General features: G+C 49.4%; 12 protein-coding genes and 1 pseudogene. 3 read left to right on the plus strand and 10 right to left on the minus strand.

The window, feature by feature from the left end:
- Window positions 1-1,997: pseudogene (locus tag PUQ60_RS02695) on the minus strand (DNA-directed RNA polymerase subunit beta); the annotation flags it as partial.
- 558 nt (window positions 1,998-2,555) lie between these two features.
- Here PUQ60_RS02695 and PUQ60_RS02700 point away from each other — a divergent pair.
- Window positions 2,556-3,041 carry a hypothetical protein gene (locus PUQ60_RS02700; protein ID WP_022360091.1) on the plus strand — a complete coding sequence of 162 codons (486 nt, stop codon included), beginning with the start codon at window positions 2,556-2,558 and terminating at the stop codon, window positions 3,039-3,041.
- A gap of 93 nt (window positions 3,042-3,134) precedes the next feature.
- Here PUQ60_RS02700 and PUQ60_RS02705 read toward each other — a convergent pair whose 3' ends face one another.
- From PUQ60_RS02705 to PUQ60_RS02715, 3 genes are all read right to left on the minus strand, one after another.
- Window positions 3,135-3,584, minus strand: coding sequence for a DUF1934 domain-containing protein (locus tag PUQ60_RS02705; protein ID WP_022360090.1), 450 nt, complete (start codon window positions 3,582-3,584; stop codon window positions 3,135-3,137).
- Between the two features lie 3 nt (window positions 3,585-3,587).
- Complete coding sequence (murI, locus tag PUQ60_RS02710) at window positions 3,588-4,451, minus strand: glutamate racemase (RefSeq protein ID WP_273381029.1); 864 nt, start codon at window positions 4,449-4,451, stop codon at window positions 3,588-3,590.
- A 137-nt stretch (window positions 4,452-4,588) separates the two neighbouring features.
- The gene (locus tag PUQ60_RS02715) at window positions 4,589-5,650 is read right to left on the minus strand and encodes a D-alanine--D-alanine ligase family protein (protein WP_022360088.1); all 1,062 of its coding nucleotides are present in this window, start codon (window positions 5,648-5,650) and stop codon (window positions 4,589-4,591) included.
- Window positions 5,651-5,788: 138 nt separating this feature from the next.
- Here PUQ60_RS02715 and PUQ60_RS02720 point away from each other — a divergent pair, with 138 nt between their 5' ends.
- The gene (locus PUQ60_RS02720; protein WP_273381030.1) at window positions 5,789-6,484 is read left to right on the plus strand and encodes a hypothetical protein; all 696 of its coding nucleotides are present in this window, start codon (window positions 5,789-5,791) and stop codon (window positions 6,482-6,484) included.
- Here the strand turns inward: PUQ60_RS02720 and PUQ60_RS02725 are convergent.
- The 6 genes from PUQ60_RS02725 to PUQ60_RS02750 all read right to left on the minus strand — a co-directional run bounded on the left by PUQ60_RS02725 (window position 6,429) and on the right by PUQ60_RS02750 (window position 11,336).
- Complete coding sequence (locus tag PUQ60_RS02725) at window positions 6,429-7,055, minus strand: HD domain-containing protein (RefSeq protein ID WP_118651759.1); 627 nt, start codon at window positions 7,053-7,055, stop codon at window positions 6,429-6,431. The two genes, PUQ60_RS02720 and PUQ60_RS02725, sit on opposite strands and share 56 nt — an antisense overlap.
- Window positions 7,056-7,255: 200 nt before the next feature.
- Complete coding sequence (locus PUQ60_RS02730) at window positions 7,256-8,476, minus strand: aldo/keto reductase (RefSeq protein ID WP_273381032.1); 1,221 nt, start codon at window positions 8,474-8,476, stop codon at window positions 7,256-7,258.
- The gene (locus PUQ60_RS02735) at window positions 8,473-9,153 is read right to left on the minus strand and encodes a GntR family transcriptional regulator (RefSeq protein ID WP_107000683.1); all 681 of its coding nucleotides are present in this window, start codon (window positions 9,151-9,153) and stop codon (window positions 8,473-8,475) included. Before PUQ60_RS02735 ends, PUQ60_RS02730 begins: the two co-directional genes overlap by 4 nt.
- On the minus strand, window positions 9,137-10,048 hold the full coding sequence (gene ispE, locus PUQ60_RS02740) for a 4-(cytidine 5'-diphospho)-2-C-methyl-D-erythritol kinase (protein WP_273401160.1): 912 nt from the start codon (window positions 10,046-10,048) through the stop codon (window positions 9,137-9,139). The genes PUQ60_RS02735 and ispE overlap by 17 nt, the downstream gene beginning before the upstream one ends.
- 55 nt (window positions 10,049-10,103) lie before the next feature.
- Window positions 10,104-10,805 carry a GNAT family N-acetyltransferase gene (locus tag PUQ60_RS02745; protein ID WP_273380129.1) on the minus strand — a complete coding sequence of 234 codons (702 nt, stop codon included), beginning with the start codon at window positions 10,803-10,805 and terminating at the stop codon, window positions 10,104-10,106.
- Between the two features lie 3 nt (window positions 10,806-10,808).
- Window positions 10,809-11,336, minus strand: a complete 528-nt coding sequence (locus PUQ60_RS02750; RefSeq protein ID WP_107000686.1) for a peptidylprolyl isomerase — start codon at window positions 11,334-11,336, stop codon at window positions 10,809-10,811.
- A gap of 283 nt (window positions 11,337-11,619) precedes the next feature.
- Here PUQ60_RS02750 and PUQ60_RS02755 point away from each other — a divergent pair, with 283 nt between their 5' ends.
- Window positions 11,620-12,060, plus strand: a complete 441-nt coding sequence (locus PUQ60_RS02755; RefSeq protein WP_273380131.1) for a hypothetical protein — start codon at window positions 11,620-11,622, stop codon at window positions 12,058-12,060.
- Window positions 12,061-12,355 lie beyond the last annotated feature (295 nt).

Raw genomic sequence — 12,355 nt, forward strand, 5'->3', positions numbered from 1 at the left:
GCACGGTTCGCATCGTCGTTCTGCAGGAACGGAATCATGGAAGTAGCTACGGAGAATACCATCTTCGGGGATACGTCCATCAGGTCGATTTTCTTCTTCTGGAACTCGGAGGTCTCCTCACGGAAACGACCAGATACGTTATTGTGGACGAAGTGTCCTTCTTCGTCTAACTGCTCGTTTGCCTGTGCAACAACGAAGTTATCTTCCTCGTCTGCTGTCAGGTATACAACCTCATCCGTAACAACCGGGTTGGACGGATCGGTTTTATCTACTACACGGTACGGAGCTTCGATGAAACCGTACTCATTGACACGTGCGTAAGATGCCAGGGAGTTGATCAGACCGATGTTCGGTCCCTCAGGTGTCTCGATCGGGCACATACGACCATAGTGTGTGTAGTGTACATCTCGTACCTCGAATCCGGCACGGTCCCTTGACAGACCGCCAGGACCCAGGGCGGAAAGACGTCTCTTATGGGTCAGCTCGGACAGCGGGTTGTTCTGATCCATGAACTGGGACAGCTGGGAACTTCCGAAGAACTCCTTGACTGCTGCTGTAACCGGCTTGATATTGATCAGGGACTGGGCAGAAACACCTTCCATGTCCTGTGTTGTCATACGCTCACGTACCACACGCTCCATACGGGACAGACCGATACGGTACTGGTTCTGAAGCAGCTCGCCGACCGCACGGATACGACGGTTGCCCAGATGGTCGATATCATCTGGATTGCCGATGCCGCCTTCCAGATGCATGTTGTAGTTGATGGAAGCGATGATATCTTCCTTCGTAATGTGCTTCGGAATCAGGTCATGGATATCTCGGCGGATAATCTCTTTTAACTCCTCATCAGAAGCGCCGGCATTTTCTTCCAGAATACCCTGGAGAACCGGATAGAATACTAACTCTGTGACGCCTACTTCTTCCGGATCGAAATTCACATAAGCGCCCAGATCTACCATCATGTTAGAAAGAACCTTGTGATTCTTCTTCTCACCCTGAATCCATACAAACGGAACGCCTGCGTTCTGGATGTCAGTAGCAAGTTCCTTGGTAACCTTTGTTCCCTGCTCCGCCAGAATCTCTCCGGTAGTTGTATCAACCACATCCTCAGCCAGAACGTGACCTACGATACGGTTCTTAAAGTGAAGCTTTTTATTGAATTTATAACGACCTACCTTTGCCAGATCGTAGCGGCGCGGATCGAAGAACATGCTGTTTAACAGGCTCTCTGCGCTGTCTACGGAAAGCGGCTCACCCGGACGAATCTTCTTATATAATTCCAGAAGACCATCCTGGTAGTTGTTGGACGGATCCTTCTCGAAGCTCTTCTCCAGTTTCAGCTCATCGCCGAACAGGTCAATGATCTCGGCGTTAGTACCGTAACCAAGAGCACGGATCAGAACAGTAACAGGAACTTTTCTGGTCCGGTCTACACGCACGTAGAAAATGTCGTTGGAATCTGTCTCATACTCCAGCCAGGCACCCCGGTTCGGGATAACGGTGCAGCTGTATAACTCTGTACCGATCTTATCGTGCGCGATTCCATAATAAATACCAGGGGAACGAACAAGCTGGCTGACGATAACTCGCTCCGCTCCGTTGATAACGAAGGAGCCGGTGTCGGTCATAAGTGGAAGATCACCCATGAAAATCTCATGTTCATTGATCTCATCTTTATCTTTATTGCAAAGTCTTACCTTTACCTTCAGAGGAGCTGCATAGGTCGCATCGCGCTCTTTGCACTCTTCGATCGTATATTTGATATCGTTTTTACACAGTGTAAAATCCACAAATTCCAGACTCAAGTGACCTGCGAAATCCGTGATCGGGGAGATATCAGCAAACACTTCTTTCAGTCCCTCATCCAGGAACCACTGATACGAGTTTTTCTGAATCTCAATCAAATTCGGCATTTCCAGAACTTCTTTTTGTCTTGAGAAGGTCATCCTTACACCTTTACCGGTTTTTACCGGACGCATCCTGCTTTTCTCCATTCGATGTTTCACCCCTGTTTTCTTTCTATCTCTATGGTTTGCATTTTTCCATCTCCGAACCAGCCTTGTTTCATGCCGCCGGAGCCGCACTGTCATTTGGGCATACGAATACCCGGAAAACACAGTTTTCCACAATAGTGCATTCTCCATCTTAGCATGGGATTTGATGGGTGTCAAGTGGTTTTTTGATGGATTTGGAAAATATAGCCTTCCCTCTTCTCATTTCATTGTATCATGCGGCAAATCATGGTATAATTTAAGAATATTCACTACAACATATGGAGGAAACCGATGCCAGAGTTAAGTGAATTTGAAAGAATCGCTTATGCAGACCAATGCACTAACACATCCGAAATCATCTCAGTAAAAGCGCTCGATAACATGATTTTGATTTTTTCTATTTTTTTAAGTCCCCATCGCCATAGTTACCCGTCTATTTTTCTTGCCATTTCCTCTCTCCAATGCTATAATATACAGTAATTGCGCGGTTATTTTCGTGTTCCATGCGAAATGGGATTGGATTTGCGTCCCGCCGCTATCTACAACGGAGGTATATATATGTCATTTTGGAATGTACTGCTAGTTATTATCGTCATTCTGGCTATCCTTCTTGTCGTACTGTATATTCTGGGTTCCCGGATGCAGAAACGTCAGGCAGAGCAGCAGACTATGATCGACGCTTCGAAACAGACCGTTTCGATTCTGGCGATTGACAAAAAGAAACTGAAGATCGGAGATTCCGGTCTCCCGAAGATGGTTATTGACCAGACTCCATGGTATATGAAGTGGGCGAAGCTCCCGATCGTAAAGGCTAAGATCGGACCGAAGGTTGTGACCATGATCGCGGATGAGAAGGTATTCCTTCAGTTACCGCTCCGCACCGAGGCAAAGGTTGTCATCAGCGGTCTTTATATCACAGAGATCAAGAGCGTGCGCGGAGGCATCCCGCCGCTGCCAAAGAAGAAAAAATTCTTTGACCGTTTCAAGAAAAATACAGAAGAGGCAGCAAAAAAAGAAGCTTCCAAGTCCAAGAAAAATAAATAATGGATCTTAAAATCCCGGAAATGTAATTGATTGCACGTTTCCGGGATTTTTGATTCATCGATTTTATTTATTTCTTTCTATATTCTTTTATATTTACTGCTCTTTCAGGTTCAATTTCGCCGTCGCCTTCGATTTCACATCAATTTCAATATGGCTCTGGCTGGTCTGCTCATAGTTGAGTTCCAGCGTATAATCAATCTGGATTTTCAGATGATCCGGACCTTCATTGATCTTGATGCGGTCGGTCGTGACGCCCACGATCATCTGACCGTATGGAGTCACATAACAGCTGACATTCGGACGGTTCTCCTGAAAAATCATATGCGCCCGCGCATCGCCTCCCTTGATCATATCGACGCTGTCCGCATTGGCTTTGATGGTATTGCGGATGCTTCCTTCCTCGCCCTCCAGGATCTCATCATAGATGATATAATGCTTGCCATTTTTGAAATAATAGCTGCCTGCCGTGATAACCTCCAGGTTATTCGTCTCCCCGTCCGCAATATGGGCACCGCGCACGGATACAAGCACATCTTTCGTCATATTTTAATACTCCTCAATGTTAATCTGTTTCGTGTCTTTTACCTCTTTTGGCAGAATCGCCTTGGCAAAACGCGTGAAATTCTCCGCCCGGTCGCTGACAAAGAACTGATACTGGTCAAGAATCGGCTCCCCGGCAGCAGCGCGGCGGCTGTTTTCCTCCGAAAAACGTTCCAGATCCTCCGAACTGCGTGTCAGATCCATGTCCCGCAGCAGAGTTTTAAGTTCAACCGCCGTCTCATATGCCGGATTTACCAAAGTCACCTCGTCGCCCATCAGCCGGTGCAGCGTCGAACGCAGCAGCGGATAATGCGTACATCCCATAACCAGCGTATCAATGTATTTTTCTTTCAGCGAAGAAAGATACCGGGAGGCAATCTCGTCTGTTACCGAATCATGAAAGAGTCCTTCCTCCACCAGCGGCACAAAGAGCGGACACGGTTTTCCAATAACCTCAATATCCGGGCGCAGCTTCTGCATTTCTCTGGTATAAATACCACTCCGGATGGTCGCCTCGGTTCCAATCACGCCAATCTTTCCATTATGGGTTGCCTCGGCAGCCGTGCGCGCGCCCGCGTAGATAACCCCGATGATCGGGATATCCAATTCCTGTCTGACCGTCTCCAGTGCACACGCCGAGGCCGTGTTGCAGGCAATCACGATCGCCTTGACTCCCTGTGTTTTCAGAAAACGGATGATCTGGCGGGAATAGCGCAGCACCGTATCCTGCGATTTGCTTCCATATGGAACGCGCGCCGTATCTCCAAAGTATACGATGCGCTCCTGCGGCATCTGACGCATGATCTCACGGGCTACCGTCAGACCGCCGATGCCTGAATCAAAAACTCCGATCGGGGCATTTCTATCCATGTTTACCTTCCTTTCGGCAAAATTCTTATGGTCATGTTTCCATTCTTTCCCGAACATCTGTGTATATCGAATCATATAACGTCCAAAAGTAGATTCTCTCACACTGTTTCAGGATTCTGAAACATTTTTATTTATTTCTAGGCTTCGTAGCGTTTCAGTCCGTGTTCAATCAGCTTTGTCACCATCTCCGGCTTCGGGATTCCGGCCGCCTCAAAAAGCATCGGGTACATACTGATCGCGGTAAAGCCCGGCATGGTATTGATCTCATTAAAGATAACCTCGCCGTCCTTCGTCACAAAGAAATCGACACGCGACAGACCATAGCCATCTACCGCCTTGAAAATACGTCTCGCCGCCTGACGCACACGCTCGGTCGCATCGCCCGGAAGCTCTGGATTTACCACGGTTCTGGACTCTGCGTTGTAATATTTCGCATCGAAATCATAGAAATCGGCTGCTGCCAGAATCTCGCCAACACCGGAAGCGATGACCGGTTCTGTGCCATTTCCAAAGACCGCACATTCGATCTCACGGCCGACGATCGTCTCCTCAACCAGAATCTTGCGGTCATGGTGCGCCGCCTCCTTTAAGCCTGCAATCAGCTCTTCGCGATCCGACGCCTTGCTGACACCTCTGGAAGAACCTGCATTGGACGGCTTGATAAATACCGGATATGCGAACCGGTTCTCGATGCGTGCCACAACCTCATCCATCTTTTCAAGTTCTTTGCGGATGACCAGCTCATATGCCGCCTGGCGCACGCCTGTGTGGTCAACGATCTGTTTTGTATACACTTTATCCATCGAAACGCTGGACGCAAGCACACCGCATCCGACATACGGGATTTTTGCCAGCTCAAAGATACCCTGAATGGTGCCGTCCTCGCCCCAGAGTCCATGCAGAACCGGGAATACCACATCAATGCGGATCATTTCCGCCTTACCATCTTTCAGGACGATCACGGATTTCTCCGTTGCATCCGGGGAAAGGATCGCGGTCGTCGTGTTCTTTCTCCAGCTCTCATCCTCGATCTGCTCGACCGAGTCAACCAGCAGCCATTTTCCCTCTTCGGTAATGCCGATCAGGGTTACATCATAGCGCTCTGTATCTATATTTTTAATGACATTGATTGCCGACATACATGAAACAATATGTTCCGAAGACTGTCCGCCAAATACCACAAGTACACTCTTTTTCATAATATCCGCCTTTCTGCCGGGTGTGGGAAGCGTCACCACACGCCGGAATGCTATTCCAAAATATAGTTTAGATTATACCATAACTGTCAATACTTGCGACAAGAAGATTCGATTTCTTTCAGTAAAAGGAGAGCCATTATGTTAAATCAAGTGATTTCGTTCCAGTCTGAAAATTCTCTGTCATCCGCATCCAGGATTCATCCACCTGTTACCAATAAATGCCGCCATTTTTCCACCGGTTCCTGCAAGCTTTCCCATATCTACGATGGAATACTCCCGCTTCTCGCATTATGTTCCATGCTCTTATTTCTGCTTTTCTGCCTGCCTCTTCTTACTTTTACCAGAAACCAGATTCAGCAGAAAGTCCTGGCGTACGCGATCGCCCCGCCGCTCCTGCAGACTCATGTGATCGACAACTGGTGGGGTGTTCTCTATCCGCCGCCCGCCCTGTCCGGAGGTGTCATGCCGGAAGAAAACTCAAAAAATCAGAGCGCCGATCCCGTCTCTGACGCTCTGATTTCTGATAACGATATGAACTGGCTGTCGCAAAAGAAGCATATCATTTTTGATGTAAACAAGAAAGCTGCTGCTCTGATTTCCTCTAAAGCTGACCCGATGACTTGCTCCAATCACTCGGAACGTTCTGGAACAGCTTCAGCTTCCAAAACAACCACCGAACCGACAGAATCCTCTCCGAACTCAAAAATAACAGCCACGCACACCGTTTCCGCTGACAGCAGTCTGCCGGATAAAGCTCATGCTTCCTCCGACAATTCGATTACTCTTCGGGTAACGTGTCGTTTTTTATCTTTCCTTCCCGGAGGCTCGGAGTGATGAAATTCTCATAAGAATAGTTCCACAGCGTCTCCGAGCCCTTGGCGGTATTCTTATTTCTTCCAAGAATCTGGCTCAGGTGCACGCCGCGCGTCGCCCACGCCTTTCCCTTGGAAGCATCATTGAGCATCGTCGGCTGGATGTTGTCCATCGTATGTGCAAACCGCGCTTCCGGCGTCTCCCCGGCTTCAAATTCATCCCAGAGAGCGCGCAGTTTTTCGCCCTGATCCGGCGGCAGTATTCCAAAAATGCGCTCTGCACCCTTTAATTCTCTCTCCCGCTGGGTTTTCTTCGCCTCCTCATCATAGGCATACGTGTCGCCGGCGTCGATCTCGACCAGATCGTGAATCAGAAGCATGGTAACCGTTTTCAGCACATCGATCGGCTCATTGGAATACTCCGCCAGAAGCACCGTCATGATCGCCATATGCCATGCGTGCTCCGCGTCATTTTCCTTCCGCTCGCCGTCTGTCAGATACGTCTGACGACCGATAAATTTCTCCTTATCTATCTCCCGGATAAATGCAAACTGCTGCTCCAGACGTTCTTTCTGTTTCTGATTTATATCCATTGTTTCCGCCTCCCTGGTCTATTTCACTACATTTCTAGTTACTGTTCACGCATATGTGCCCAGTAACGGAATTTGCCGTGGCTTCGCATTTAAATACGGCAAATTCCTGCTGCCACCACGTTTTCTTACGGCACTTTCGGTTCCAAAAGTGCCTATCCGTGAACAGTTACGGAAAAATGCCTCTTGCATTTATCCTCTCTTTACAGGCTCTTCCCTGCAAGAACCTCTTTATAATCCTTATAATTCTCCTCCAAAAGCTTCGGCGTATCCAGACCATACGGGCACATCGACTTGCAGTGTCCGCAGTGCAGGCAGTCCCCTATCTTCTTCATCTTCGCCTGTCCCTCCGGGGAGAGGTATCCCGCTGACGGAGAACGGCGCAGAAGCAGGGACATACGCGCACAGTTGTTGATCTCGATTCCTGCCGGACACGGCATACAGTAGCCGCAGCCCCGGCAGAATTCACCTGCCAGCTCTTTCTGGTCTTTTTCAATAACAGCTTTCAGCTCGTCCGTCAGTTCCGGTGGATTGCCGATGTAGCTTAAAAATTCGTCCAGCTCGCTTTCCTTCTGTACACCCCAGATCGGCAGTACATTCTCAAACTGTGCCATATAGGCATAGATCGCAGCCGAATTGGTCAGCAGACCGCCCGACAGACCCTTCATTGCGATAAATCCCATCTCGTGCTCCGCACAGGCCTTCGCCAACGCGATCTCCCGCTCGGTGGAAAGATAATTAAATGGGAACTGCAGGGTATCGTAAAGCCCCGACTCGATCGCCTCCTCCGCAATGCTCATGCGGTGGTTCGTGATGCCGATGAAACGGATTTTCCCCTGCTCTTTTGCCTCGAGCATCGCCTCATAAAGACCGCTTCCGTCTCCCGGCTTCGGACAGACTGCCGGATTGTGGAACTGGTAAATGTCCACGTAGTCTGTTTTTAAGTTATGTAAACTCGTCTCCAGATCCTTCCAGAAGCCTTCCGCCGTCGTTGCCGCTGTCTTGGTCGCAATATAGATATGCTCGCGCACGTCGCTCAGCGCATAGCCGATCTTCTCCTCACTGTCCGTATAAAAGCGCGCCGTATCAAAGAAACGGACACCCGCGTCATACGCCTTGCGAAGCAGTACCTTCGCATCATCAAAAGAAATACGCTGGATTGGCAGCGCGCCAAATCCATTTTTATTGACGATAATATCCGTCTTTCCAAGGGTAACCGGCGTACCGGCTACCCTTTCTCTTGCGTCCAGCATCTCTTTCAGCGCCTCGTCGCTGTCATCGATCCAGACATCCTCCTCATCGGCGTTGAGACCGAGATATTTTGCCAGTGTCCGCTCATCATCCGACCGGTTCCAACGGGAAATATAGCGATCGATTTCCTCAAATGGAACCTGTCCGGACAGGTACAATTCTTTAAATGTCATACTTCCTTCCGCTCCTTTAAATTCTTAAGTACCGTAATTTCCTGGTTATCTATGTGCCCCCTGGCTACCGCCTTTGCCTCCGCCATATGGCGCAGACGCAGTGCCGCCAATATTTTTTCATGCTCTAACTGCAGAATCTGCCGTTTATCCTCGTCCTTGATGTATTCCAGACGGAACCGGTACATCTGCTCACGCAGGTTGTTCAAAATCTGCACCAGACGCTTGTTGCGGGTCGAATGGTAGATCACATCATGGTATGCCTCGTCCGTCTCCGCGATCTTCATCGCATCGCCCTGATCAATCGCCGCTTTAAATGCTTTCTGTGCTTCTTCCAATGCCTGCATATCTTCTTCCGTCATGCGCTGGCACGCCAGCTCAATCGCCAGTTCCTCCAGCGAACGGCGCACTTCCAGCACATCTTTCAGGCTTTTTTCCGAAATCCGCGCCACCTCCGCGCCGCGCCGCGGAATCATCAGAACGAGTCCTTCCAGCTCCAGCTTGCGGATCGCCTCACGGATCGGGGTGCGGCTGACGCCCAGCTTCTGTGCCAGCTGAATCTCCATCAGGCGCTCGCCCGGTGCCAGCTCTCCCTTTAAGATTGCCTGCCGGAGTGTGTTGAATACCACATCCCTGAGTGGGAGATATTCATTCATTTTAACCTCAAAATTGTTCCCCATCTGCGTGCCCCTTCCTGTTGTAAAAACTAGTCAGGTATACCTGTTTCGCCAGATCCTGGCTGCTGCCATAGCGGAGTTCCTCATACGCCGCCTGCGCCGCCGTCTGGTTCGTAAACAAGCCAAATACGGTTGGACCGCTTCCGCTCATCAAAGAGCCGTCCGCGCCCATCTCCATCATCTTATCTTTGAGTGTCTGAATCACCGGATTTTCCGGGATCGTCACCGTTTCCAGCACGTTTCCAAGCTGTGAAACGACGCCGGAGAGGTCTTTTTTCTCGATCGCCGCCCGCATCGCATCAATATCCGGATGCGCCTCTGCGCCCAGAGACGGCAGGTTTAAGCTCTCGTACACATGCTTCGTCGAAACGCTGACCGCCGGTTTGGCAATCAGCACGCGGCACTGAGGCATCGGCGGAAGCGGTGTCATGATCTCCCCGATTCCCTCCGAAAGAGCCGTTCCCCGCATGATACAGTACGGCACATCCGCCCCCAGACGGACGCCGCGCTCCATCAGCTCCTTTTTCGAAAGCCCCAGTCCGAACATCTTGTTGAGACCAAACAGAACTGCGGCCGCATCGCTGCTGCCGCCTGCCATCCCGGCTGCCACCGGGATAAATTTCTTCATCTTGATCTCCACACCGTCGCGGATTCCAAACTCATCCATCAGAAGCTTCGCCGCGCGGTAACCTAAGTTATTTTCATTGTCCGGCAGATAATAAAGGTTCGTTGAAAGACGGATTCCCTCTTCCTCCGTCCGGTTCAGTTCGATCGCGTCGTACACGCGCACCGTCTGCATGATCATCCGCACTTCGTGGTAGCCGTCTTCTCTCCGGCGGACTACATCCAGACCGAGATTGATCTTTCCATATGCTTTCAGCTCCAGATGCCTGATCATCGGTCATTCCTCCCATCGTTCCCTTAGTGTAATCACACTAGATTGTATTTTTTCATTATTTTGTATACAAGCTATTATATCCTTTTTGCATACAAAATACAATAGAATCCTTGCAGGATGAAGGTACCTGAACGAATCCTATTTTTTCCGCCAATATCCGTGAAGCCGTGTTGGAACGCTTCGTGCAAAGTCGGATCTTATCCAGCTCCAGCGTTTCAAACCCATATTTCACAATCGCCCGGCAGGCTTCCAGCGCATAGCCCTGACGGCGGAACGGTTCATAAATATGATATCCCAGCTCTCCGTCCGTCAGCCCCGCCTTTCCAACCAGCACACCGTCCGCGCGGCGTTCCAGCGCCCACAAACCGCACTCGGCAAAGCGGTACTGGTGTTTCCGGTATTCCTCGCGCTTGTTCCAATCAGAAAAAGTTCCGTCGGCATCCTCAGCGGATGCCGGTTCCAATGGATCGTCCTGGGAAAATTCACGGATGATGAGGCGGTCAGTTTCAGCGATGAGCCACGGGAGAGCCAGGTGGCGGCGGACGACGCGTTCCAGGAATGTTTCATCGGCGTCTTCAGGGTCTGTAATAAGGTAAAGGCAAGATGAATAGTCGGCTGGCTGTTTTTCCCCATTTTCCCTCCATAAGCCAACAATAGCTCTCCCGGCTGCTTTCGCAGCCTGAAGAGCTTCGTTTTCATCGGAGAGAATCACCGGGTATGTCTGTCCCGCAATGGTTACTTCTCGTTCGATTGTCATAGATTATCTTTCTTTTCCTTTTTCCGGCTCCGGGTACTCCTCGCCGAAGGTGTCAACGGTCATCTTTTTGATCTTCTGCTCTTTCAGCGGACGATCGCCCCAGTCGGTGCGGACGCCGGCAATCTTGTCCACGATATCCAGACCTTCAACTACCTTCCCGAAGGATGCATACTGACCATCCAGATGCGGGGAAGTCTCATGCATGATGAAGAACTGGGAACCTGCGGAGTTCGGGTCCATCGCACGCGCCATAGAGAGAACGCCCTTGGTGTGCTTGAAATTGTTCGTAAAACCATTCTGGCTGAACTCACCCTTGATGGTATACCCTGGACCGCCCATACCATTTCCATTCGGGCATCCGCCCTGAATCATAAAGCCCTTGATGACACGGTGGAAGATCAGACCATCATAAAAGCCCTTCTTGATCAGGCTGATAAAGTTGTTGACCGTGTTCGGCGCAATCTCTGGGTAGAGCTCTGCCTTCATGATATCACCATTTTCCATCTCAATGGTAACAACTGGATTTTTCATGTATGTTTCCTCCTGAATTTTAAAAAATACCTCATTAAGTGGTCACATTATACCATAAAAACGTTCGAAAATCGACCGTTTTTCGTTCCATATTTGTCCATCTTCTTTACATTTCGTAAGTTTCTCCTCACATTTCATTCACATTTATGGCTTAAGATGTATATCACAATGTCGAAATGGACATTCTATGCGAAAAGATGAATGTTGCGCTCAGGAATCATCATCTGTCCTGCATCATACATCTGTGAGCAAACCAAGTCAAAAGAAAGGTTGGTAATGTACTATGAAAAAAACATATTTTGCAATCCTGGGCGCGGCTGCGATCCTCTCGCTCGCAACCGCCTGCTCTTCCACAAACGTGAATGAATCGACTGCTAATGAATCGTCCCAGTCCGCCTCCTCCGGGTCCAGCTCGAATGGCATGGACGAAAGCAGCCCGATGGATGATTTAAAAGAAGACGCCAAAGACACCCTTCTTCCATCCGAGGGAACTACCGATACAAAACAGTCCACAATGACCGGTACGATCAGCGACATCAAAGACTTTATGTTTACGATCACCGCCGACGGAACCGATTATGCATTCAACTTCGAGCAGGATCAGAAACCAGATGGGCTTTCTGATGTAAAAGATGGGGATAAAGTTACCGTAACGTATACGGGAACCGTCAGCGAGGTGGATGCATTCAGCGGAACCGTTTTATCAGTTAAAAAAGCGGAATAAGGATTGTTGACGTTACTGTTCACGCATACGTGCCCAGTAACGGAATTTGCCGTGGCTTCGCATTTAAATACGGCAAATTCCTGCTACCACCACGTTTTCTTACGGCACTTTCGGTTCCAAAAGTGCCTACCCGTGTACAGTAACTTGCTGACACACTTTATACCCATATTTTTTATGGCAGTCTTGACAGACGAAGCACGCAAATTATCTGCGTTTCCTGCCCAGGCTGCCATTTTCGATCCTCTGAACATAAGATATATTTATCGTAATCATGGAATCTATGTTCCGCGTTCAT

The organism is Clostridium sp. AF02-29, from assembly GCF_934835585.1.
GTDB lineage: Bacteria > Bacillota > Clostridia > Lachnospirales > Lachnospiraceae > Otoolea > Otoolea fessa.